The following is a 24924-nucleotide window of genomic DNA, read 5'->3' on the forward strand; positions in this document are numbered from 1 at the left end:
GGGCGCTCCTTTTTTGCCTGAAAATGCCGCAAACGGACCTAAAACCGCGCCGCCTTGCCATGGGGGAAAAATCATGCTACAATTTTACTGTCCGTCCTGCCGGGGCGGGCGGTTTTGATCCCCATGATATTTCCATGATTTGTTCTGTAAGGAGGCGCTTTCCCTTGTCGAAAACCCCTATGGTGAGCATCATCGTCCCTGTCTACAACGCGTCTAAAACTCTCCGCCGCTGTGTGGACAGCGTGCTGAAGCAGGAGTACACCGATTTTGAGCTGTTTTTGGTGGACGACGGCAGCCAGGACGACTCCGGGACCATCTGTGACGAGTACGCCCGGAAGGACCCGCGGGTCCGCGTGATCCACAAGGCCAACGCCGGAGTCTCCGCCGCCCGCAACGATGCGCTGGATCAGGCGCTGGGGGAATACCTTCAGTTTTTGGACAGCGACGACTGGCTCAGCCCGGACGCCACCCGGCTGCTGGTCCGCACCGCCCAGGAGACCCAGTGCGACCTGGTGATTGCGGATTTTTACCGGGTGTCCGGGGAGCGGGTCTCCCACAAGGGGGAGATCGACGAGGAGGGGGTCATGTCCCGGGAGACCTTTGCCGCCTATATGATGGAAAACCCCGCCGACTACTACTATGGGGTGCTGTGGAATAAGCTCTTCCGCCGGAAAATCGTGGAGGAGTACCGTCTCCGTATGAACGAGGACCTGCGCTGGTGTGAGGATTTCCTGTTCAATCTGGAGTACATTCTCCACGGCGAGACCTTTGCCGCCCTCCGCGCCCCCATCTATTATTATGTGAAAACCAAGGGGTCCCTGGTGTCCCAGAGCATGAACCTGCCCAACATCATCCGCATGAAGCTGAGGGTGTTTGAATACTACAACGACTTCTACAAGCATGTGCTGGACGAGAGGGACTATGAGAAAAACCGGCTGAAGGTGTACCGCTTTCTGGTGGACGCGGCGGGGGACGAGAGCCTGCTGCCCAGCCTGAAGAAGCTGGGGGACGAGCGGCCCACCGTCTGCGCCCGGGCAGTGTCCGCCCAGGGGGCGGCAGCCGACGCCTACCGGAGCCGGAAGCTGCTGGAGCACTACCTGGAGCCGGCGGCCCAAAAGCACGATCTCACCGGAGTGGAGGTGCGGGTGCTGCTGTGCCTCTGGTGCGCGGGAGAGATGAACAGCCGGAAGGAACTGGCCGACTTTGCCGGTGTGAACCGGGTGGGCCTGATCCTGCCGCTCCAGAAGCTGGCGCTCCGGGGCCTGATTCAGGCGGAAGGGAGCGTGGAGGGGGAGGACGACTCCGGAAAGGGGAAGCGGCTGCGGGTCTCCCTGCTCCCAGCCGCCCAGCCCATTCTGGATGACATTGCCCAGGGGCTGGAGGACTACGACCAGGCCCGCTTCGCCGGTTTCAGCCGGGAGGAGCTGGAGCGGTACTCCGACCTGTCCGGAAAGATCCAGGAAAACATGCGGCGGGTCCTGCAATAAGAAGCGCCGAGAGAGCTGGCGGCTATCCGCCCAGGGTCACATCCTGCTTTTGGTACCATTGAAGGGCCTGAAAGAAATCCTCCGGCTGAAAATCGGGCCAGAGCCGGTCCACAACGAAGAAATCCGCGTAGACCGACTGCACCGGCAGAAAGCCGGACAGACGCCGCATCCCACCCCAGCGGATCACCAGATCCACCCGGGAGATATCCCGGGAGTTGAGCTGGGCGCAGATGGCTCCGCGGCGGATGCCGGGGTTGTTCAGGCAGGCCAGATCCCACTCCCAGCCGTAGTTGACCAGGAAATTGACCCGAGTGCCCCCGCCGTTCAAATCCCGCCGGGTTGTGTAGGGGAGCAGTGCCTGGGGAAACGCGGGCGCGTCCCGGTTGCCGGTCACCAGGAGAGAGACCGGCTCCGACGCGATCTGCTCCACCGCCTGGACGCACGCCCGGGAGAAGGCTTGGACCTGCTCCGGGGGCCGCCCGCAGTTGTCGGTGGTAAATCCATAAAACGTGAGCTCCTGGACTCCCGCGTCTCTGGCCAGCCGCAGCAGCTCCAGCCCCGGCTCCAGGCCGTGTGCGTAGCCGTCCTGCTTGGGCAGCCCGGCCCGCCTGGCCCAGCGCCGGTTTCCGTCCGGGATAATTCCGATGTGCTTTGGAATCCGCATCGTATCACCTTCCTGCCTGCTAGGATTTTCTTTTGTCCCCAGAATTATGCAGAGCCCTTTAGATCTAATAAAGTATCTGTTGATGGAGTTGTGGGAGAGTTCGCTGTTCCTCATATCCACGATCATTTTGTCCAGAACCAATTTTGTCAGGTCGCCTAGCTCCATTTGAGTATCAAGGAATTTTGAAATTGCGCTGAGATACTGGCGATAGGTAGTTAAAGTTTTTGCCGTCACACCCCCGGCCTGTCTGCTCAATAGGAAAGATTCAAAGTGTTCTGCGATGGTACCGTTCTCTGCACTCCTGGTTCGTCATTTTTTTAGAAAAAACCAAGCGTGCAAAATGAGGGCGCATGGAGCGGGTCAAAAAAAGAAAAACCGCTGAGACCTTTCAGGCTCAACGGTTTTCTCATAACTGGTCAGAGTGTAATTATAGGACTTGGAAAAATCCAGTCATATCAATGGTTTGCAAGCCGTCAGCAAGAGGTTTTATCCCCAATTATGCGTAAACTCCACAGGAATAATATCGGCAACCGCCTTTCTATTACTTTGTTTATTTAAATACACTTTAATTATTACAAAACGTGCTTTGCAAACCGAATCATTTAGACTTATCTAGAAAGTTCAGACCTAAAAATCGTATTTTATCATGTTTCGTATTTCCGATTTTGTATCCCCATCTATTCTGTAAAAAATTCACAAGTTTTAAACCACGTTTTAAAATTTCGTCAGCGCCCCAATTCTCAAATTCCGTTAATTCAATTTCTGCATATGTTCCATAGCGGTATCCTATATGATTTCCTTTGCCATCTCTTTTGTCAGGAAAAGGTAAATTTGCTAAACGACTATTTTTTATAGTTGAAACTGCTACAAAATTTCCAAGTGAGCTTCTAAGGGCGTGTTTTTGCTTTTGACTATATGGTTTGAAAGCATCTACCCAATATTGTTGACGTGCGCGTTGTGGATAAATATGCTCAATGGAATCATAGCCTTTCCCAAAATATACATCCCGATCTAACTTGCTAATATGAGATTTAGACATATTTTGTAGGCTAATTTCATACTCGCATAAGAAATACCTCAAAAAATTTCCCTCATAAAACCCGGTTTTACTATAATAAAGAATAATATTCCTATTAATATTTTCGTCAGCTATAAGGGCGTTGACTAACTTATCAATTTTTTCTTTTACCCCTGATACTACCATATCACCTCGATTTAATTTCTTTAGAATATCCACAACCTCTAAATTAATCATATTATAGTTCCCATCGAGGCATTCAAAGGGAATAAAAATAACCAAAAACAAAAATTTTTCAAACGATTTCAAAAACTTTAACAGTACGCCATCATCCCTACAATGTTGCAAACAAGATAATAAAAGAACTTTATGACTATCAACCTGCATTGCACTAAAACGACGAGTTATGTTCGCTTTTCTGGGCATTAACAGATAGTGAATTTTGGTTATATATTCCACAATTTCTTCATTGTAAGATGAATCTGCTGGGTAATTGATGATGTGCCATATTTTTATACAATTTTTTAAGCTTTCAATATACTCCATTACATTTTCTGTTGTAAGAGTACCTGATGGGATTTTATTAACAACAAAGTATTCCTCAAGCAAATAATTGTATAATGCAATACCAGGGCCGTAGAAAACAGAGCTTTTACGACGATAATTCTTATATATTTCACTTATTTGATCACAAAAATAAAGATGGAAATGAGCATCTAAGAACTCATCATCCGGGAGATAATTATTCTTGTCTTGCCCCAATATATGATATATATCTTTCCAACACTCATTAATATCTCTACGAAGTCGAGCTTTTATATCTGGAGAAACATCAAACAATGTCGATAGATATATGAGACGATTCTTTAGCAATTCCAGGTGTGACAAGGGTTTTCCACGGTTGTTCATGGTTTCAAAAGTAACATATACATCAATATCAGACGAGATTTCATATGTGTTAAAAAGGAATTGTTGAGTAATCTTTTTATATACTTTCTCAATTTCTTTTTCATCCATCTTTTCTAGCTGTGTTTCAAAATACGATACAGCATTCATCAAATTAAGAGTATACGTTGTTTTTTGTATATCAGGTAACTCGTTTTTATTGTTGCTATAAATTTGATTAACAAGATAATTATAGCTTGGATTGTTTAATTCATATCCAAAAAGATAGGTGCAAGATTTGTTTTCATCTTTACTTTCCGAAATAAATCTCTTTCGTATCTCTGATATTCCCGTATAATTTAATTGGGAAATCCCTCTTTTTTCCATGATGTTGATTATAGATTTTATAAGCAGTATGGATGTTGTTAGTCTCTGCTGTCCATCGACAATATAATATGGAGAGTATTTTTTAGACTCAATGAGCCAAACGTCATCTATCCAATTGCAATAAATCTTTTCTGAAACGGGTTCTAAAGTTAACACACCAACGTAGTGATTGTTTTGTCCGTCAAGCCGCATTAAATCATTCCAAAATTCTCCGACTTCTTTTTCTGTCCATGCAAAGCCTCTCTGATAGTCAGGAATTCTAAAGATTCTATCCGTAAATATTTTTGAGAGTGTCATCAGCTGATCGTTCATACTCTTCCCTCCTTATGGTACAACACTCCAAGGCGAAAAATGTTATAGCGCATAGTATTTTGTCAAAATCAATTATATATGATTTTATGGAAATGTGCAAAGCTTTTGGAAGAATTCGGAGAGTCATGGGTTGTAGCATACCATAGGCGAGAGTTTGAGATTTTACTATGTATATCCTGTTAGATATTCGCCTCCAATGAGACTTACAGGTGGCGTTTTCATATAGAAAAATCCGAAGGGAGGAGATAACCCCACCGGCCAGCCGTGAGGCTGGCTTTTTCCATTTCACGACAAAGGAGGTTTTTCATTTGCAACCATGTCCCTGGAGAATGGGATGGATGTGAAAACGCTCTCAACGATCATCAGCCATGTGTCGTCGGCCACGACACTGAATACCTACACCCACATCACCGACGAGATGTGGCAGAAAGCGGCGGTGAACATTGACCGAGGCATCGCAAAGGCGGAGGCGCAGCCAGAGCCGGAACAGGAGACGGAGAAGTCCCATGCACAAGAACCATTCACCCCTGTTTTCCCAGTCCGCCGCAGGCCGGGAACCGGATATGTCAAGCAGCTCAACGACCACCTCTGGGAGGGGAGATACTCCCCGGTGTGGCCGGACGGGAAAAAGCACTCCCGGAATGTCTATGGCCGTACGGAGGAGGAGTGTGAGGAGAAACTGAAAGCGCTGATCCTAGAAATGAAGGCGGAGATCGCCGCCCTGCGCTCGGGGGCCAGCACGGAGTACCCAGACGGGGTAAGCCCCAAGAAGAAAGCCATTGCCGCCTACCTGCGGGAGAATCCCGGTGTAACCAGCAAGTCCAGGATCGCCAGAGAGCTGAACATTGACCGGTCTACCGTACAGAAATATTACGACGAAATTCGGTCAGAGATTAGGGAGGGGAAAGTCCAGGCATCATGAAAAGTCAAAACCAGATGTAAAAGTACCCCCTCAAATTCTGCGCCGCTGTAAACAAGAAGAAGGGCCCCCTTAAAAAAGGGCGGCCCTTCCTGTGGTCAAAGTAAAAATCCGTCTGTGGTATTTCTGTGGTCAGATCAAAGGCGACAGTTTTTGATGATACTTTTCAAAGTAAGAAGTAAAGAAAAAGTGCTGTTTTCTTGCAAAAACAGCACTTTTTTGGTCGGAGTGCCGGGATTCGAACCCGGGGCCTCTTGGACCCGAAGGCCGATTTCAAACTTTTTCTGGGTATTTTATGTGGTTTTTAACCCTTTTTGCTCCAATCCAATTCATCTTCAGACCTCTTTGACCACCCGGTTTCCATGTGTTCCGAAGCGGTGTGTGGTATGTCCTGTGGTCAGAAACGCGCCCCCAGCCCCTGCCGGTGTTTTTCACCGACAAGGAGGGGGGAGCGCTTTTTTGCTTCCGGCTGCCTGTATTATAACTCGGATGGAAGGATGAAACAAGTTATTTCTACGCTGTCCACGGCTCAGGAATTGGGGGGCTGTAAACAAAGAATAAGTGCAGCCGCGGTTAACCTTGATCCTTCGGCATATTCCGAAGCGCTTGGAGTTGGTCCCTTCGGCCATAGACAACAACGGTGACCCATACGATTCTCTGACTTTCATTGATGCAATAATACACCAGAAAGTTTTCCACCGGCATTTTATGGATTCCCTCGGAACGCCACGGTTCTTCCGGCGTCAGAGGGTAGCGATTTGGCATCGTGCGCAGGGAAGAGATTTCCAACTTGACTCTTTCCAGCCATCGGCGGGCAGTCTCTGGAGACTGCAGCACGTTAGAGATATAGCTGACGATTTCCTGCAGCTGTTCCACTGCGTAGTCGGTCAGTTTGACTTGATACTCCATCCTCAGATACTCTTACTGATACGGGCAAACGCGGCGTCCAGATCCATCCCCTGGCCTACCTTAGCCTGTTTCAGTCCCTTCTCCATCATCTGGTCAAATTGTTCCTCCGACAGTCCGTCCCGCGTCGGGAGCGTAGGGATCCGGAAGGAATAGGGGATACTGTTCGTCATGATAATTTGTCGATAAAGGGAATCGATCAGCACAGACACCGGAATACCCAACTGATCCAGAATTGCCTCCGCTTTCTGCTTGATCTCCGGTTGAACCCGCGCCGTTACATTGGCCGTTTTGCCCGCCATAGGAAACACCGCCTTTCTGTCATGATTATACTATCTTGTGTGGCGTTTTGCAATACATTTTATTCTGTGAGTACGGAGCCAGTGGTGACTGGAATGGTTTCAATTAGGGAGAGCAGCTAACCGGATGTGTCCGTCTGGAAATAAAATGAAATTCAAAAATCCTTTGGTAGATTCATTGCGGATGTTATGTTATACTATGATAAAATCAGGAAGTTTTGCAGCGAAAAGTTCTGTTGTAAGAAAAAAGATCTGTTTCACGAAGGTCTCAGAGACAAGTTGACCGGCGGCGAGGCCCGGTAGCTCCTGGCCCAGTGGGAGCGGGTGGAGAAGGAGATCGCAGCCCTGCGGGTGGAGCTGAAAAAGGAGACCCAGTTCAGCCGGAAAGTGGAGCTGAATATGAAGATCAAGAAATTGGAGAACTCGGGTAAATAAAAATGAATGAGAAATTAAAGGAGCTATGTGAAAGTATTACACAGCATATAAGACGAGCGCCATATAAATGGGGCTTCTGGTGCGTTACAATCACTTTTATTTTGATTCCATTACTTATCTGGATCTTATATTTTATAGGTGATAATTGCCGTATCTTGATAAATACAAGTTTATCTGTCGGAGAGGCGCTTGGATTCTATGGCGCATCATTAGCAGCTATAGGAACAATCGCTTTAGGTGTTGTATCAATTATACAGAATAATCGAGCCACGCAGCTAAACTTGAAATTGATAGAAGAGCAACACAGGGCACAACTCCCTGTTTTCAGCGTCTTAAATACTACAGATTTAAGATACAAAATTGAAGATCAAAAATGGGATATTGGTTTTTTACACGGAGCTGATATTGGCTTTGAACTACAGAATAGTGCTATTGGCGGGCATGAAATAGGGTATATTACATTTGGGCTAAAAAATATTTCAAATTTCCAGATCTATGGGCTTAAAATTGTGAAAGCTACGCTCCATACGATAGGAGGAACTGATTTCCAAAGGTTTATGCCTGTATTTGAAGCACAAAATGGTATGGCGTCGGAGGAAACGAAAAAAATTAGTGTTTCATTTATTGCTTCATCCCACAATTTTATGGGGATAGATAAGAACAAGGTTCAAATCAATCTTGCTTTTGAGTGTTATAACCCCCAGAACTATCGAGTCCAATTTCATATAAGTTTTATAATTTATAACGGAAAACTCAGAAGCCTTGGAGAACAAGTACTTTCAGAATATTGCAAGGAGGCCACCACAGATGACAAAACTTGACGGCAAAACGCCGGATTTGGCGGCGGAGAATATAGAGCAGCTGCGGCAGATCTTCCCGGATGTGTTTGAGGAGGGAAAGATCGACTTTGACAAGCTCAAGCAGGTGCTGGGAGAGTATGTGGACGACGAAAAGGAGCGCTACAACTTCACCTGGAACGGCAAGGGAAAGGCCCTGCGGCTGGCGCAGGCCCCCACTACCGGCACCCTGCGCCCCTGTGAGGCAGAGAGCAAAAACTGGGACGACACCCAGAACCTCTACATTGAGGGCGACAATCTGGAAGTGCTCAAACTGCTGCAGAAGAGTTACCATGGGAAGATCAAGATGATCTATATCGATCCGCCCTACAACACCGGCGGTGACTTTATCTATCCAGATGACTTCGTTGACAGCGTTGAGAATTACAAGCGCATTACCAGCCAGGTGGATGATGAAGGTAGAAATACGGGAACAAATACAGAATCCAATGGACGCTACCACACTGACTGGCTTAACATGATGTACCCTCGCTTGCGGTTAGCCCGTAATTTACTTAAGGAAAATGGGACGATTTTTATCAGCATTGATGAGCATGAGGTCAATAATTTGAAGAAGCTGTGCAATGAAGTTTTTGGTGAGATGAACTTCCTTGCGTGTATTGCTAATATTAACAATCCAAAGGGACGCTCGGACGAGAAAAACTTTGCGACCGCTTTTGAATATATTATGGTTTATCAAAAGAGAGAGGCGTCGCTGATAGGATTTGCCCCTGAGGAAAATGTGATAAAACGATACAATAAAATTGACGATGACGGAAGGCGCTATAGACACATTGATTTACGCAAGACCGGAGATAGTGATAAGCGCTCTGATAGACCTAATATGTTCTATTATTTTATGTATTGTGAAAAAACAGGCGATTTCTATCCAACTTATGAAAGTACCATTCCGGAAGGCTATATAAAGATTGCTCCAATGAAAGATGATGGAACAGAAGGCCGATGGCGTGTGGGATTAGAAACTGCGCTTGAGAGAAAAAGTGTACTGCTTCCCAATTATATGCAGATTAAAAATAGATGGACGATTGTAGAAAAAGACTATCTCACAGACGATTTGCGTGTTAAACCTACTACTGCATGGACTTTTAAAGATGTGAATAGTGAAAGAGGTACAGAGCAGTTTATTGATTTGAAATTTGATAAAGAGGTTTTTCCGAGGCCAAAACCACTTGGAACAATAATGCGGCCACTTACATTGGCTACAAATGGGAATGATATTATACTCGATTTTTTCTCCGGTTCATCCACCACTGCTCACGCAGTCATGCAGATCAATGCTGAGGACGGTGGTAATCGCAAATTCATCATGGTGCAGCTACCGGAACCCTGTGCGGATGGCACCGAGGCAGCCAATGCAGGCTTTGAAAACATCTGTGAGATCGGCAAGGAACGCATCCGCCGGGCCGGAGAGAAGATCAAGGCGGAGGTCGAGGAGCAGAACGCCCAGTTAAAAATTGACGAGGAACCCAGGAAAGTCCCGGACATCGGCTTTAAGGTGTTCAAACTGGACAGCTCCAACCTGAAACAGTGGCAGCCGGACTATGACGACCTGGAGACCACCCTCTTTGACAGCATCAGCAACTATGTGGAGGGCCGCAGCGAGCTGGATGTGGTCTATGAGATCATGCTGAAAATGGGCATGGAGCTCACCTGGCCCCTGGAGACCCACATCATCGCCAGCCGGAATGTGTACGACATCGGCATGGGCGCCCTGATGATCTGCCTGGACGACCACATCACCGCCGAAGTGGCCGAAGGCATGGCGGCGCTCCGCCAGGAGGAGTCCTCCGAGGTCTGGCGGGTCGTGTTCAAAGACAACGGCTTTGAAAGCGACAGCGCCAAGGTCAACATCAAGGAGATTCTCAAACGCGCCGGCCTGGAAGAGGACGCGTTTACGACAGTGTGAGGAAAGAAAGTATGAGACAGAGAATTTCAGAAAAAAATAAATTCCCTTCCTTTGATTTATTTGATGAATATCAAAAGTTGGAAGCTATTTTTTCAAATTGGCGCACCATGGGTACATATGATGAATGGAGAACTCGAAAGCCGCCTATGTATACTTTTGAGGACTATATTCGCGATCTGCAATTTGAAAACTGGAATCTGCGGGGAACATTTATCAATTTACAGGAGATGCGTTCCAAACTCAACATTGCGCCAGAAGATTTTGTAGAAAAAAAGGTTTCTGAAGAACAATTATTAGATTTCATACAATTTCTCTTGAATTGTTGGTTGCGGATTCACGCAACTATCGAAACAGCACAAGCACATGCAATAGCATATATCGCAGACAAAAATGCGCTTGAAATGCTATTCCAAAATTGTAAATATCTTTTGGAAAAATTTCATTGCAAATGTCAGGTAGACGAAGAAAACAATGAAGTATATGTGATTTTCAAAGATGATTTAGCGACAATCATTTCCCAGAAAGATCCTGATGTTGAACCCAGCCTGACCGAATATAATCGAATTGATAATTGTGGAAATATAAGGCGAAAAGGTGAGATACTTTGTACGCTATCTAAGAAATTAGAAGCTGTAGAATCGCAAATCAAAGGAACAGAATTTTATCCTCTCTATAACGATACTACCTTTTTGCTTAACAAAATCGGCGCCCGACATTGGACGGGAAAAGATAAATTAGCCAATGCTACTTTTATGAAAATGTCACCAGACGAACTTGAAAAATGGTATGATACAACATTCAACTTAGTTGTGTCTTGCCTTGCTGCAGTTCCATATTTAACGGCTAAGGATAAAATCAAGGAAATTAAGCAGACGGGGGTTGACAAATGAAACTCCAATTTGAAGCCAACCTCCAATATCAGGAGCAAGCAGTTTCCGCTGTGGTAGATCTCTTTCGCGGCCAGACGCCAAAACGGAGCGTATTCACCGTCACAATGGAGGATGACGCAGGGCAGATGACCACAGATAACGGTATTGCCAACAAGCTGGAACTGATCGAGGATGAGATCCTGGAAAACCTCCAGGCGGTGCAGTTGCGCAACGGCCTGCCCCAGGCCAAGATGCTGAAAAAAGGGGCCTGTGATTTTGACATTGAGATGGAGACTGGCACCGGAAAGACCTATGTCTATCTGCGCACCATCTTTGAACTGAACAAGGCCTACGGTTTTAAAAAGTTCATCATTGTGGTGCCAAGCATCGCAATTAAAGAGGGAGTGGCCAAGTCCCTGGAGATCACCAAGGAACACTTCCAGACCATCTATAACAATGTGGTCTATGACACCTATATTTACGATGGCAGCAAGCCGGAGGAGGTACGCTCTTTCGCTGTCAATGATAACATCTCCATTATGGTCATCAATATCGCCGCCTTTCGAAAGAGCTTTGACGATCCGGAGAAAGAAAATAAGGCCAATATTATCCACCGGGCCATTGACAAACTTAACGGAATGCGCCCCATCAGCCTGATCCAGGAGACCAATCCAATCGTCATCGTGGACGAGCCCCAGAGCGTAGAGGGCAAAGGCGCCACGGCCTCTAAAAAAGCTATGGAATCCCTCAACGCCCTGTGTACCCTGCGTTACTCCGCCACCCATGTGGAAAAGCACAATTTGGTATACAAACTGGACGCGGTGGACGCCTTCGATCTGGAGTTGGTAAAGCAGATCGAGGTAGCCAGCTTTGAGAGTCTGGACTACCACAACAAGGCGTATATGAAACTGTTGTCGGTGGACAACAAGAAGTCTCCCATTACGGCCAAAATCGAGTTGGACTGTGAGGTCAAGGGTACGATCAAGCGCAAAGCGGTAACCGTGCGCCAGGGGGACGACCTGTCCGAGAAGCTGTCCGGCTATCGGGAAGTGTACAACGGCTATGTGGTAGACGACATCTATTGTGAGAAGGGCAATGAGTATGTCAGCTTTACCACCAAACCGGAGATCCTGCGGATCGGTGAGGCGGTGGGCGACATTGATGACCGGGCCATCAAGGAACAGCAGATCCGCAAGACCATTGAGGAGCACCTGAACAAGGAACTGGTTCTGAACCGCCGGGGCATTAAGGTGCTGAGCCTATTCTTCATCGACAAAGTGTCCAACTACCGCTATTACGACACTGATGGGGTGCGCCACAACGGTATCTACGCCGACATGTTTGAGAAGAACTATCGGGAACTGATCCAGCGGCCCAAGTATCGGACGCTGTTTCAGGATCAGGACATTGATTTGGAGTCCCTGCCCCATGAGGTGCATGGAGGATATTTTTCCGGCGACAAGAAGGGCGGAAACTCTGACAAGGAGTGGAAGGACACCAGCGGCACTACGGCTGTAGACGAGTCGGCCTACAACTTGATCATGCGCGACAAAGAAAAGCTACTGTCCTTTGACAGTAAGCTCCGTTTCATTTTCTCTCACTCAGCCTTGCGGGAGGGCTGGGATAACCCCAATGTATTTCAGATCTGCACCTTGAATGAGACGAAAAGCGAAGTTAAAAAGCGTCAGGAAATTGGACGTGGCCTACGGTTATGTGTCAATCAGAACGGTGAGCGGCAGCATGGTTTTGCTATCAACACGCTGACTGTCATGGCCAATGAGAGTTATGAAAGGTTTGCCGCAACCTTGCAGAAAGAATATGAGCAGGATGAGGGTATCCGCTTTGGCCTTCTGGAAAGCCACAGCTTTGCCAATATTCCCATTCAGCAGCCGGACGGTTCTATGGCTTATCTGGGTGCTGAGAAGTCAGAACATATCTATCAGGCATTCAAAGAGTGCGGCTACCTGGACGAAAAGGACAAGGTGACCGATGCGCTGAAGATTGCACTGAAAATGAATACCCTGCAGGTTCCAGTGGAGCTGGTCGAGCATAAGCATGCCATCGCCGGTGTATGCAAGAAGGCTGCCAGTGGCCTGAATATCAAACCTGCAAATGATAAGCGGACAGTTCACCTGAACAAAGAGCGTTTTCTGAGCGAGGAATTCAAGGAACTCTGGGATCGAATCAAATACAAGACGACATACAGGGTAGATTTTGACTCTGAAAAGCTGGTAGAACAGTGCTGCGAGAAGATGCAGTTGGATCTGGATGTAGGGGCGGCCAAGTTGATGTACACCAAAGCGAAGGTGCAGGTGTCCGAGGGCGGTGTGGACACCACTGAAACCCAACGGCTCTCCGTAAAGACCACCGATGGCAAGGAGCAGTTGCCTGACATCATCACTTATCTGCAAAATCGAACTGGCCTGACCCGCAGAACCATCGTAAAGATCCTGACTGAGAGCAAGACGCTTAATCTGTTCAAAAAGAATCCCCAGGCGTATATGGATCAAGTAGCGAAGTTGATCAGTTCCACTATGCAACTCTTCATTTTGGATGGCATCAAATACACAAAATTGGGGGACACAGAGTTCTATGCCCAGGAACTCTTTGACTCAGAGGAACTCACCGGATACCTTGAGCGAAATATGTTTGAGAGCCATCGTTCTGTCTATGACTATGTGGTCTATGACAGCGATGTGGAACACGGATTTGCGGAAAAGCTTGAAAGCAACGAAAGTGTAAAAGTATATGCCAAACTTCCCAATTGGTTCAAGGTTCCCACGCCCCTCGGTAGCTACAACCCGGATTGGGCTGTCGTCATTGAGGATAATGGACTCAATAAACTCTACTTTGTTGTAGAAACGAAGGGAAGTATTGAGGGCAAGGATCTTCGTCCTAAAGAACAAGCAAAGATTCGGTGCGGAGAAAAACATTTTGCCGCTCTTGGTAATGATGCAAAGTTCATGAAAGCTGATAGTTTCCAAAGGTTTACCGAGCGTTTGGTTTAAGAATTGCACTGCTGAAACGAAGGATTGAGGTACATTATGTATCCCAATCCTTTGTTCTGCCAGAAGGGGGCGATTCACTTTCCGCCGTGACAAAGAGAAAGTGCAAATTCAAATATTGACGGCAGGGAACGCTTGTTCTAAAATATGATCAGGCGAAAGCCTAAAACTCGTAGCTTTCCGGTGAGGTCCACACCCCGGTGGGACCTCAGACATTCATGGGCCTCGTAGGGCACCACAACCACCCTGTACGAAGGGAACTTCCATGAAGGTCTTCAGTATTTGGCGCTGTGCCGGCAGCGCGGGTGTGCGCCTTTCCGTGGAAAGCGGAAAGGATGCAAATGAACGACTCTGTCGCGATTACCTATAGTGGCCAGCAAGTATCAGTGCCAAAGGAGGTCGCAGACTTCCTGGAGCAGGATCGGAAGCGGGAACAGGCGCAGGAGAAACGGGACCAAAGGCATCTGAGTAGAAGTGAGTTTGAAACGGTGCTGTTCTGTTCGGATTGTGTCAGGCGTCCCGTGGAGGATGCTGTACTCCGGAACCTCCAGCTTGAAACTCTGCGGAAAGCCGTCGGTGATCTTGGTGACCAGGGCCGGGATCTGATCCAGCTCCGATATGGCAGAGGCCTGACCATGGAGGAGATCGGGACGATCTACGGCGTATCCAAGGCGTCGGTATCAAAGCGGCTGAAAAAGCTCCACGAACAGCTGAGGGGCTCTGTCTCATGACAGAGTCCCTCAGCTATTTTTGTTCTCTGAATTGTATTGTTCCAAGGCTCCGCTCCTGTCCACACTGGACGGGAGCAAAATTTTTAAAAATATTTTTTATTTTTGGGTTTACAAACCGCCTCTAAGTGTCCTGATAAGTAGAGGGTGATTTTCCGGCACTCGGAAACCTGACCTTGGCCGTAGTCAGGGGAACCCAGATCAAAATACACAGAGGAGCGATGACGATGGATTTATTTGGTACAAGGCAAAAACAACTGCTGCATTTCCTGACTGCCGATGCTGAGAAGGAAACTCTGGACTATGTCCTTCAGGAGATGCGGGAAGTTCTGGGGGAAGAGATGCCGGAGGAGGACGCGGTGCGAGCCTATCTGCAAGACCCGGACAAACCCACGAAGCTCAGCACAGAACAACAGATCGTGGTGATCGATAAGCTGCTGGAGTGTGCGGAGGTCAATCTCCGAACACTCTGTGATCTGATTCGTTACCAGCAACTCAAAGATGCCGGTGTAGTCAACTCCGTAAGGGAGTTCCTGCGTCTGGTCCATCCAGATGATGTCCGCGATATTTCAAAGGAGGATGCCGATTGAAAGAATCCGAATACAAGTTCTACGATGACCTGCCGCTGTTTCTCAACGCGGATACAGTAGGGAAGGTGCTGGGAGTGTTGCCCGCCAGTACCTATGAACTGATGCACGAGCCGGACTTCCCGATGCTGCGCGTCGGCAGCAGGATGGTAGTACCAAAGGAACAGTTCATCCAGTGGGTGAACGAGCACACGGGAGGCGGCGTATGAGGTACAGCAAGTACAGTGGCCGGGGTAATTTTTTCTCTCTGCCCAATGAGATTTTCCAGCTTGGACTGAACGCCGGTGAACTGTCGGTGTACTGCTTTCTGCGTCGGTGTGAAAACCACAGGACCCACCAGTGCTGGCCCAGCATCCGAACCATCGGAGAAGCAGTGGGCATGAGTGAAAACACTGTCCGCAAGTACATCCGGCAGCTGGAGGAGCGTGGATTCGTCACCACAGAACCCACAGAGGTAATCACTAAACACAACGGCCGGCGCAATGGCAATCTGCTGTTCACCCTCCGTCCGATCCAGGAGGTGGTCGACCAGTATTACGACCGGCAGATGGAGGAACTGGAACTGGCCACCGAGCGCTAGCGTGTGGCGAAGCTCCTGCGAGAACAGGAAAGCCCAGCGTGACTGCTTGCGGGCCCCTGTGTGCCCTGATTGCGGGAGGGGCAGAGTCCCTGCCCCTCCCGGCGGTTCCAAGCCGGATTTGGGGCAGTTTCACGGCCCTTATAGGGGACGAAAGGAAAAGCAGGATAAAGGACAGGCGTCAAGACCGCCGCTCTGCCCAGTCACATCTGCCCGCAGTGCGGGCAGTTCCGAGCGTTTCCCAGGTGGTCGGAATTGGGGTCAAATCCAGAAAGAAAAAATGATTCTGCGGTCACATTCCCCGAACGCCTACTGCCATAAGAAGAAAATAGGGGTCATACCCCGGAAAGGAGCCTATTTTGAGCCGAAAAGAGAAGTTTGCCTTTTACCTGACGCCGGAGAAGAAAGTACTCCTGGAACGACGGTATCAGGAGGACGGAAGCCGGAGTCTCACTGCTTTTATCGAAAACGCCGTGGACTTTTACCTGGACTACCTCAGCGCCAACAGTGCCGGACTATTCCTCCCTACTTCCCTCAAGTCCTATCTGGACGGGCGGCTGGGACGGTTGGAGGACCGGCTGTCCTCGCTCATATTCAAACAGGCGGTGGAGCAGGACATGGTAGCCGGCATCCTGGCAGATGCGTTTCAGTTCAGCGAAGATGACTTGCACCGCCGGCGAGCGGAGAGTGTTAACAATGTGAAGAAGACCAACGGTCGCATCTCACTGGAGCAGCGGGTGCGGGAAGCTTGGGAGGAGGACAATGAGTGGCAAGACTGATTGTCAAAAGCCCATACCTCAAATGCGGTGGGAGCAATTCTGTCAGCGGCTACCTGCGGTACATCGGAACCAGAGAGCGTGTAGAGCTACTCCCAGGTAACCGTCCGCCCACCAGAAAACAGGAGCAGCTCATCACAAAACTGGTAAAGGATTTTCCTAATAGCCAAGAGTTGGATGAGTATTCTGACTACGCAACCAAGCACACCAAAGCCAATGCCTCGACGTTCATCACAAGAGCACTGGAAGAAAACTGGGCAGCGGTGCAGCAGTCGGAGGGCTACATGAAGTACATCGCCACCCGACCAAGGGCGGAGCGGCTGGGGGATCACGGTCTCTTTGGTGACGAGGATGGCGTTGACTTGGCAACAACAATGGATGAATTAGATCGCTACACCGGAAATGTGTGGACGCACATTCTCTCCCTGAAACGGGAGGATGCTGCTCGCCTTGGCTATGACAACGCCAAAGCGTGGATGAATCTACTCCGGGCCAACCGCAATGACATCGCCGCCGCTATGAACATCCCGCCGAATCACTTCCGCTGGTACGCTGCCTACCACGATGAGGGCAAGCACCCCCATGTCCATATGATGGCATGGTCGACGGTGCCAGATGAAGCCTATCTGACGCGGGAGGGCATCCGCAAGATCAAGTCCACACTGGCCAATCAAATATTTAGGCAGGAGATGCTGCACACCTATGAGCAAAAGTCCTACTCCCGGGATGAACTGGTGTGGGAAGCCCGCCGTGCAATCCATCGTCTTATCCAGGAGATGGCCCGGAGCATCTACACCTACCCGGAGGCGGAAGAACTGATGCAGACGCTCTCTGCACAATTGGAAACGGTCAAGGGAAAGAAGTCCTACGGCTACCTCCCCAAGCCGGTGAAGAAAACCGTGAATGAGGTGGTGGACCGGCTGGAGGAGCTGCCGGTAGTCCGGGAGTGCTACAATCAGTGGTGTGCCCTCCAAAGTGAAGTCGACAGCTACTACCACGACAAGACTAGAGAAAAGAAAAAGCTGTCCCAGGAGAAAGAGTTCCGGCAGATCAAGAACGCCGTCATCCAGGAGGCGGAGCGCATCCGGCTGGGGGAAATCACCTTCGAGGATGCCGACCTGACTGGCCATGATGAACCAGAACAGGGGTGGGGAGAGTCCTATGCCTGCTGGGAACTGCGGCAGATCATCCGGGACGAGTCCCTTTCTCTGGCAGACCGGGACGACGCGGTGGAGGAATTGGAGCGGCTGGCAGAGCGAGGCGACGCCTATGCTCAATACTTGATGGGTCAGCTCTATCGGGACGGCCATCTGCTGATCCCGGACAGTCAAAAGGCGAAAGACTGGTTCACCCAGGCGTCAGGGCATGGCCTGCCGGAGGCCCAGTATGCCCTGGGTAAGATTCTTCTCTCTAATGATCCCGAAGTCCGAGAACCGGACGAGGGCATCCGTTGGTTGAAAGAAGCGGCGGCCCAGGGAAATTCCTGGGCCGCCTACCGGCTGGGCAAGGAGTATCTCGGCGGCGAGGTTGTGTCAAAAGATGCAACCAGAGCCACAGCGTGGCTCACCCAGTCAGCGGAGGCGGGCAACCAGTACGCCCAGTACATGCTGGGCAAGCTGTACCTGACAGGGCAGGGAGTGACTCACGACCAGACCCAGGCAATGGTTTGGTTCGGCCGTTCCGCCGCCCAAGGAAACCAGTATGCCCAACTCTTCCTGGAGCGGCAAAATGAAATCCGTCCGCCCTCCGTAATGCTGGCGGCCACCCGCCTGCTCTACCACATGAGCCGGATCTTTGAGAACCACTCTCTGCCCCAGTCCGGTGCCGGCCTGCACATCGACCGAAAGCGCCGCCAGCAGCTCCGGGAAAAGAGGATCGCGCTGGGCCACAAGCCAAACGACCATGAGGAAGAACAAAGCCAGGGTATGACTATGAAGGGGTGGTAACTCTCAAAATTATGATGCGGTTAACAATGAATACAGCGGCAGGCCGGAGTGCCTAAATGATAACAGTTTGATAACTATGCGCCGAGATACTAGCTATTTCCTGTTTCTGTGGTATGTTGTGTCGTTGAAAAGGAGGCGGCACACATGAGAGACACCCTGGAGAATCTGTACTTTGGAAAAATCACACCCAATGAGCAAGACATCACACCAGGTTCGGTCCTGGCAGATGCTATGGGCCGGGCGGAACAGTGCGAGGAGAGGCTCACTGCCCGGCTGGAAGGGGAGGAGAAGACTATGCTGCTCCGGCTCCTCAACGCCGAGAACGAGATCAGCAGCACCATGGCTCTGGAGAATTTTATCCTGGGTTTCCGGCTGGGGATGAGAATCGCTATCGACTCCTTGGACGAGGATGACGGGAGCCTGACTATGAACCGAGAGGAGGGATGAACTATGGGAAAGAGACGGCCGTCCGGCGACGGCATGGTGCGGAAACGGGAGGACGGACGGTGGGAAGGCCGCATCGTCATCGGTCACAAGGACAACGGAGAGCCCATCTTCCGGTATGTATCGGCCAAGACACAAAAGGATCTGCTGAAAAAACTCCATCAGAATATCGAGGAGTACCGGGATGTGAATCTGTGTGAGGACAGCAAGATGTCCCTGAGGGAATGGCTGGACCGCTGGCTGGAGGAGTATGTCGCCCCATCGGTGCGGCCCTCCACCCTGGAGGGATATCGAGGATACATCCAACGAAACATCAAGCCACACCTGGGGGATAAGCCGGTGGGAAAGATTACCACAGAGGACATCCGGAAGTTGTACCGGGAGCTCCAGGCCCACGGGCGGCAGGAGGAGCACCCTCAATATGGGTACCGGCTGGCAGGCTCCACCATCCGCCGCATCCATGGCGTCCTGCATGAAGCTCTGGATGCGGCGGTGCGGGAAAATATGATTGCCCGCAACCCCACCGAAGGCGTCACCCTGCCTAAGAAGAAAGCGGTCCCCAAACAGATCCTCAACGATGCACAGCTGGAGAGGTTTATGAAAGTCATTCAGGAGGACAAAATCTGGCACGACTTCTTCTACACGGAGTTGACCACCGGACTGCGGCGGGGTGAGATCTGCGGCCTCATGTGGTCGGATTTCGACGAGGCTCACGGGACGCTCTCCATCCGCCGCACTGTCCACGCCCAGAAGGGTGGCAGGTTGACCACTGGTGAGACTAAGACCGGCACTGGAAAGCGGACCATCACCCTGCCGCCCAGCACGGCCAAACTGCTGGCAGAGCGCAAGACAAAATCATACTCGGAGTGGATCTTTCCGGACCCACTGCGTCCCGAGCGCCCCATGCGACCCAATGCCGCTTACATCTACCTGAAAGAACTGCTGAAACAGGCCGGACTGCCTAGCATCCGATTCCACGATTTGAGGCATACATTTGCCACCCACGCTCTGGCCTCCGGAGTGGACGCCAAGACCCTCTCGGGTATCCTGGGCCATACCCAGGCCTCCTTCACCCTGGACACCTACACCCATGTGACCGGGGATATGCAGAAGCGGGCCAGCGAGATCGTGGGCAGCTTTATGGAAAACATCATGGTGAGGTGAGCGCATGTCGGGAAAGAGAAAGAAAGGGTCGGGAACCATCCGCCTTCGGAAAGACGGCCGCTGGGAGGGGCGGGTAGTTATCGGCTATGATGAGGCGGGCAGTCCAAAAACAAAAAATGTACTGGCAAAGACGAAGCGGGAGTGCGCGGAAAAGCTGAAGAAGCTGAAAGAGCAGTGCGGCGGCTTCCGCCCTGTTCAAGTCCGGCCTGAGATGCGGTTCGGGGACTGGTTAGAGTACTGGTACCAGAACTTCTCCAAGCCAAAGCTGCGGCAAAGTACACAACTTAGTTACGAGGGATGGATCTACAACCGCCTGATCCCCGGCGTGGGAGACATCCCTCTGAACAAACTGACCCAGGCAGATCTCCAGACCTTCTTCCGCAGTATGAAAGAAGCCGGTCGGATGACTAATGTAGACAAATGCGGGAAGGGGCTGTCAGACCGCTCAGTGCGAAGCTGCTACGCCGTCTGCCAGATGGCGCTGGACAAGGCAGTAGAGGAGCGGCTGATCCACAGCAACCCGGCCATCGGGTGCAAGCTGCCGCCCCTGAAGGGCAAGGAGATGAAAATCCTGACCCAAGAGGAGATCCAGCGGTTCCTCATTCAGGCCAAGGCGGAGGGAATGTACGAGCTGTTCCTGCTGGAGCTGACCACCGGAATGCGCCGGGGGGAACTGCTGGCCCTTCGCTGGGAGGACCTGGACTTCGCCACCGGAAAGCTCCGCATCGACAAACAGGTCAACCCGGTAGGCGGCAAGCTAGTCATCAGCGAACCGAAAACAAAGGCCGCCAACCGCACCATTATCCTGCCGCCTGCCATGTTGGAGGTGCTGGCGGAGTACAAGAGGGGCATCTTCTCGGACTTGATGTTTCCCTCCCGCACGAAACCGAACCAGCCCATCGACCCGGGCTATGTGCGCAAACGGCTCCAGGTGATCTTAAAGCGGGCAGAGTGCAAGAGGATAAGATTCCACGCTTTACGCCATACTTTTGCAACCATGTCCCTGGAGAATGGGATGGATGTGAAAACGCTCTCAACGATCATCGGCCATGTGTCGTCGGCCACGACACTGAATACCTACACCCACATCACCGACGAGATGTGGCAGAAAGCGGCGGTGAACATTGACCGAGGCATCGCCAAGGCGGAGGTGCAGTCAGAGCCGGAGCAGAAGGTGGAGAGACCCCATGCACAGGAAACATTCACCCCGATCCTTCCGGCCCGCCGCAGACCCGGCACGGGCTATGTCAAGCAGCTCAACGACCACCTCTGGGAGGGCAGATACTCTCCGGTGTGGCCGGACGGGAAAAAGCACTCCCGGAATGTCTATGGCCGTACGGAGGAGGAGTGTGAGGAGAAACTGAAAGCGCTGATCCTGGAAATGAATGCGGAGATCGCCGCCCTGCGTTCTGGGGCCAGCACGGAGTACCCCGACGGGGTAAGCCCCAAGAAGAAAGCCATTGCCGCATACCTGCGGGAGAATCCCGGCGTAACAAATAAATCCAAAATCGCAAGGGATTTGAACATGAATCGCACGACAGTGCAGAAATACTATGACGAGGTTCAGGCGGAGTTTTAACGGCAGGGCACAGAGTAAGTTTAAAGAAATGTAAATAATTTGTAAAATAGCACTCGTGACTGGTGAGTGCCAGTTGACATGATCGAAAAAATGTTCTATAATAAAAATGCCTCACACGAAAGGTGTGGGGGAGGAATATTGTTGTCAACCCTTTCTTCATAATTTCTGTCAGGAGACTGCACAGGAGAGCTTGAAGTTGGAGTGACTGACTGGGATCCCACCAGATGGTGGCCGCCGCCAGACACATCCAGAAGGTAGTGACACAAGCTTCCCGCTCAATTATAACATGATTGAGCATTGCAAACTGGGCAGTCGGTTTCCTTAGACACACACCAAACGGGTGAAGCAGGAGACTGCGTCAAACTGTATATCCGCCGACTGAGGGATGCTGCCCCCCGTGTCGGCGGATATTGCAATTGTAAGGAGATTTCATGACAAAACAGGAATGGTTGACCTCGGAAACTGTGATAGAGAAAAGTCGAAGATCATACGCGCATTTTGATTGTCGAACGGATATTGCCCAGCAGCGGTCCTATATATCCGTCCCCCAAAATATAGAACAGCATGGGTTTTACCCATTCATACATTATCAGCAGAGACAAGTTAAATTTAATAAAGAGACTGGACCAAAAGAGAAAAAACGAGATATTTGCTATGCGTCGCATATTGATCGCTGCATTTATCAGTATTATAGTTTCTTATTGGGGGAAAAATACAACCAGCGCGTAGTGAAAGATGGGCTATCAAATGTCGCTGTAGCATATCGGACAGATTTACATAAAAACAATATTCATTTTGCTAAGCGAGTAATCCAGTTTATTCGTAACAACTCGCCCTGCTACATTATGATAGGAGATTTCACTGGTTTCTTTGACCACCTGGATCATGGATATTTGAAGCAGCAATGGTGCTCGCTGATGGGGGTGTCTGAACTCCCGAAAGACCACTATAAAGTGTTTCGAAGTGTGACCCGTTACAGTACATGGGAATTATCAGATTTATTAGCTTTGAACAGCCTAAAAGATAACCGGGCAGGACGTAGAACGCTGAATTCGATGTTGCGTGTGCTGACACCAGAAGAATATAAGGCTAATTCTAATAGGAAACATATCAAACCGAATCCAGATGCATTTGGGATACCACAAGGTTCCCCAATCAGTGGACTACTTGCAAATGTTTACATGTTGGAAATAGACAAGACAGTCAATGATTTGATAACAGAGAAAAATGGCCTATATATGCGGTACAGTGATGACTTTATTGTTGTGTTGCCAGATACGGAATCAACAACTCGCCAAATTCTCAAGAATGTATCTACCAGCTTCAATAGCATTCCTGGTTTGGCATTGGAACCGAATAAGACTCAGTATTTCCGATATGAGGACACGAAGTTAGAGAACTGCGGCTCTTTGTTTGGGGTTCCTTTGGAAGGGCAAAAGAGATTCATTAACTTCCTTGGGTTTACTTTTGATGGTAAAACTGTATCGATTCGAATGAAAACTCTGGGTAAGTATTATTATCGAATGTACAGTAAGGCAAAGACGATACAGAAAAGTGGCAATTATTCCCCCAAAGGAAAACACATTAGCAATAAAAATTTATATGCTCTTTATTCAATCAAAGGTGCAAAGGGAAGCTGGATTACTCAAGTGGATGGAACGCAAAAATGGCATTCAGGAAACTTCCTATCGTATGTTCAACGAGCAACAAAAGAATTTGGATCACATGAATCACTGGAACGAGGTACTAAAAACCATATGGCAAAAATACGAAGGGCACTAGAAGGGAAAAAATAATACTCAGAATCTGCGCCGCTGTAAACAAGAAGAAGGGCCCCTTGAAAAAGGGCGGCCCTTCAAGTGGTCAAAGCTAAGAACCGTTTGTGGTATTTCTGTGGTCAAAACAAAAACACCTATTTTTGATAACACTTTTCGGAGGAAAAAGTAAAGAAAAAGTGCTGTTTTCGCAAGAAAACAGCACTTTTTTGGTCGGAGTGCCGGGATTCGAACCCGGGGCCTCTTGGACCCGAACCAAGCGCGATACCAAGCTTCGCCACACCCCGATTGTGACAGCTATCTAATTATAGTGATTTTCCCTTCTCCTGTCAAGAGGAATATCCCAAACTTATCAGGAATAACCTTACTCTATCCAAAGTGTTGCACGGGAGGGAATGCAGATGTACAGAACTGTCCAGCGATCCAGCCGGAGGACGTACGGCTATACTGTCCGGGAAGGGAACCGGCGGCAGAGAACCGCGTCCCGGGAGCGGGTGCGTCTGACGCAGCTGGCGGTGTGCGCCGTCCTGTTCGCGGTGGTCTTTATCGGCAAGGGTGTCTTTCCCCAGCGTCTGACCCAGCTCAAGGGGGATCTGCAGGCCCTCCTGTCCTCGGACACCGATTTCCGGGCGGCTCTGGCGGACCTGGGGGAGAACCTGGCCGGTAAGGGGCCGGTTTTAGGGGAGCTGGGGGACTTCTGCGTCCAGGTGTTCGGCCCCTCCCAGGAGGAGAAACTTCTGGACCCGTCGGTGCAGGTCCAGGCGGCCCAGGACTTTTTGAACCAGCAGGCGGGGACGGCAGAGCAGGCGGCCTACTACCTGCACCTGGACCAGGTGCCCGAGGAGTGGCTTCAGACGGAGGTCCAGGCGGAGGAGCCGGTCTCTGAGCCGGCAGCGGAGGAGACTATTCCGGCGGTGGGTACCGTGGTATGGAAGTCAGATTACAGCGGCGAGCCCCTGCCGGAGAACTACACCATGGACTGCATCTCCCTGGGCGGCCTTGAGACCATAAACCCCATCCTTGGTCATCTGCGCTCGGAGTACGGTTACCGGGACCACCCGGTGGACGGGGAGTACAAGTTCCACAACGGGGTGGACATCGGCGGCCAGATCGGGGACCCCATCGGGGCCTTCGCGGCGGGCACTGTGGACTACATCGGGGAGAACGACGACCACGGACTCTACCTGCAAATTGACCACGGCAACGGCATCAAATCCTTCTACGCCCACTGCAGCAAGCTGTGCGTCTCCCAGGGGCAGGTGGTGGCGGCGGGGGAGAAGGTGGCTGAGGTGGGCTCCACCGGGGTGTCCACCGGCCCCCACCTGCATCTGGAGCTGAAATGGAACGGACTGCATCTCAATCCCGCCTACTACGTGGAATTTTTGACCGGCTGAGGCCT

At 50.2% G+C, this 24924-nt stretch carries 22 protein-coding genes and 1 tRNA gene; 18 read left to right on the forward strand and 5 right to left on the reverse strand.

The window, feature by feature from the left end; translation table 11 throughout:
- The first annotated feature begins 164 nt into the window (after positions 1-164).
- Positions 165-1487 (forward strand): glycosyltransferase, encoded by a 1323-nt coding sequence (locus B5F19_RS03845; protein WP_242972687.1) that lies wholly within the window; start codon positions 165-167, stop codon positions 1485-1487.
- Positions 1488-1509: 22 nt separating this feature from the next.
- On the opposite strand, the gene B5F19_RS03850 is transcribed toward B5F19_RS03845, so the two are convergent.
- Together B5F19_RS03850 and B5F19_RS03855 are read right to left on the reverse strand one after the other, a co-directional pair.
- Positions 1510-2151, reverse strand: a complete 642-nt coding sequence (locus B5F19_RS03850; RefSeq protein WP_087288181.1) for an undecaprenyl diphosphate synthase family protein — start codon at positions 2149-2151, stop codon at positions 1510-1512.
- A 598-nt stretch (positions 2152-2749) separates the two neighbouring features.
- Complete coding sequence (locus tag B5F19_RS03855; RefSeq protein ID WP_087288183.1) at positions 2750-4753, reverse strand: DUF262 domain-containing protein; 2004 nt, start codon at positions 4751-4753, stop codon at positions 2750-2752.
- A gap of 334 nt (positions 4754-5087) precedes the next feature.
- Here B5F19_RS03855 and B5F19_RS03860 point away from each other — a divergent pair, with 334 nt between their 5' ends.
- Entirely contained in the window at positions 5088-5675 is a 588-nt protein-coding gene (locus B5F19_RS03860; RefSeq protein ID WP_140394150.1) for a hypothetical protein, read from the forward strand.
- Between the two features lie 570 nt (positions 5676-6245).
- Here B5F19_RS03860 and B5F19_RS03865 read toward each other — a convergent pair.
- Entirely contained in the window at positions 6246-6581 is a 336-nt protein-coding gene (locus B5F19_RS03865; protein WP_087288187.1) for a type II toxin-antitoxin system RelE/ParE family toxin, read from the reverse strand.
- Between the two features lie 2 nt (positions 6582-6583).
- Positions 6584-6880 (reverse strand): type II toxin-antitoxin system RelB/DinJ family antitoxin, encoded by a 297-nt coding sequence (locus tag B5F19_RS03870; protein WP_087288189.1) that lies wholly within the window; start codon positions 6878-6880, stop codon positions 6584-6586.
- A 303-nt stretch (positions 6881-7183) separates the two neighbouring features.
- On the opposite strand from B5F19_RS03870, the gene B5F19_RS03875 reads away from it, so the two are divergent.
- The 15 genes from B5F19_RS03875 (at position 7184) to drt2 (ending at position 23546) form a co-directional block, all read left to right on the forward strand.
- Positions 7184-7312 carry a DUF4391 domain-containing protein gene (locus B5F19_RS03875; RefSeq protein ID WP_087288191.1) on the forward strand — a complete coding sequence of 43 codons (129 nt, stop codon included), beginning with the start codon at positions 7184-7186 and terminating at the stop codon, positions 7310-7312.
- A 2-nt stretch (positions 7313-7314) separates the two neighbouring features.
- Positions 7315-8133, forward strand: a complete 819-nt coding sequence (locus tag B5F19_RS17035) for a hypothetical protein (RefSeq protein WP_087397831.1) — start codon at positions 7315-7317, stop codon at positions 8131-8133.
- Positions 8120-10075 (forward strand): site-specific DNA-methyltransferase, encoded by a 1956-nt coding sequence (locus B5F19_RS03880; RefSeq protein WP_087288194.1) that lies wholly within the window; start codon positions 8120-8122, stop codon positions 10073-10075. The genes B5F19_RS17035 and B5F19_RS03880 overlap by 14 nt, the downstream gene beginning before the upstream one ends.
- An 11-nt stretch (positions 10076-10086) precedes the next feature.
- The gene (locus B5F19_RS03885) at positions 10087-10965 is read left to right on the forward strand and encodes a hypothetical protein (RefSeq protein WP_087397829.1); all 879 of its coding nucleotides are present in this window, start codon (positions 10087-10089) and stop codon (positions 10963-10965) included.
- Positions 10962-13952 carry a DEAD/DEAH box helicase family protein gene (locus tag B5F19_RS03890; RefSeq protein ID WP_087288199.1) on the forward strand — a complete coding sequence of 997 codons (2991 nt, stop codon included), beginning with the start codon at positions 10962-10964 and terminating at the stop codon, positions 13950-13952. Before B5F19_RS03885 ends, B5F19_RS03890 begins: the two co-directional genes overlap by 4 nt.
- Before the next feature lie 338 nt (positions 13953-14290).
- Positions 14291-14680, forward strand: coding sequence for a sigma-70 family RNA polymerase sigma factor (locus tag B5F19_RS03895; RefSeq protein ID WP_158099076.1), 390 nt, complete (start codon positions 14291-14293; stop codon positions 14678-14680).
- Between the two features lie 224 nt (positions 14681-14904).
- On the forward strand, positions 14905-15267 hold the full coding sequence (locus B5F19_RS03900; RefSeq protein ID WP_087288203.1) for a hypothetical protein: 363 nt from the start codon (positions 14905-14907) through the stop codon (positions 15265-15267).
- Positions 15264-15473 carry a DNA-binding protein gene (locus tag B5F19_RS03905; protein WP_087288205.1) on the forward strand — a complete coding sequence of 70 codons (210 nt, stop codon included), beginning with the start codon at positions 15264-15266 and terminating at the stop codon, positions 15471-15473. Before B5F19_RS03900 ends, B5F19_RS03905 begins: the two co-directional genes overlap by 4 nt.
- Positions 15470-15844 (forward strand): helix-turn-helix domain-containing protein, encoded by a 375-nt coding sequence (locus tag B5F19_RS03910; protein ID WP_087288207.1) that lies wholly within the window; start codon positions 15470-15472, stop codon positions 15842-15844. Before B5F19_RS03905 ends, B5F19_RS03910 begins: the two co-directional genes overlap by 4 nt.
- 356 nt (positions 15845-16200) lie before the next feature.
- Positions 16201-16620 carry a hypothetical protein gene (locus B5F19_RS03915; RefSeq protein ID WP_087288210.1) on the forward strand — a complete coding sequence of 140 codons (420 nt, stop codon included), beginning with the start codon at positions 16201-16203 and terminating at the stop codon, positions 16618-16620.
- Complete coding sequence (mobP3, locus tag B5F19_RS03920) at positions 16608-18563, forward strand: MobP3 family relaxase (RefSeq protein ID WP_164475103.1); 1956 nt, start codon at positions 16608-16610, stop codon at positions 18561-18563. Before B5F19_RS03915 ends, mobP3 begins: the two co-directional genes overlap by 13 nt.
- A gap of 144 nt (positions 18564-18707) precedes the next feature.
- Positions 18708-19010 (forward strand): DUF6809 family protein, encoded by a 303-nt coding sequence (locus B5F19_RS03925; protein ID WP_087288211.1) that lies wholly within the window; start codon positions 18708-18710, stop codon positions 19008-19010.
- A 3-nt stretch (positions 19011-19013) separates the two neighbouring features.
- Positions 19014-20171 carry a site-specific integrase gene (locus tag B5F19_RS03930; protein WP_087288213.1) on the forward strand — a complete coding sequence of 386 codons (1158 nt, stop codon included), beginning with the start codon at positions 19014-19016 and terminating at the stop codon, positions 20169-20171.
- A 4-nt stretch (positions 20172-20175) separates the two neighbouring features.
- Positions 20176-21750: a site-specific integrase gene (locus B5F19_RS03935; protein ID WP_087288215.1), complete on the forward strand. Its 1575-nt coding sequence runs from the start codon at positions 20176-20178 to the stop codon at positions 21748-21750.
- Positions 21751-22181: 431 nt separating this feature from the next.
- The gene (drt2, locus tag B5F19_RS03940; RefSeq protein ID WP_087288217.1) at positions 22182-23546 is read left to right on the forward strand and encodes an antiviral reverse transcriptase Drt2; all 1365 of its coding nucleotides are present in this window, start codon (positions 22182-22184) and stop codon (positions 23544-23546) included.
- 189 nt (positions 23547-23735) lie between these two features.
- Here the strand turns inward: drt2 and B5F19_RS03945 are convergent.
- Positions 23736-23812 (reverse strand) — tRNA-Pro (locus B5F19_RS03945).
- A gap of 114 nt (positions 23813-23926) precedes the next feature.
- Here B5F19_RS03945 and B5F19_RS18235 point away from each other — a divergent pair.
- Entirely contained in the window at positions 23927-24919 is a 993-nt protein-coding gene (locus tag B5F19_RS18235; RefSeq protein WP_162612510.1) for a M23 family metallopeptidase, read from the forward strand.
- Positions 24920-24924 lie beyond the last annotated feature (5 nt).

Source organism: Pseudoflavonifractor sp. An184 (assembly GCF_002160305.1).
Classification (GTDB): domain Bacteria; phylum Bacillota; class Clostridia; order Oscillospirales; family Oscillospiraceae; genus Lawsonibacter; species Lawsonibacter pullicola.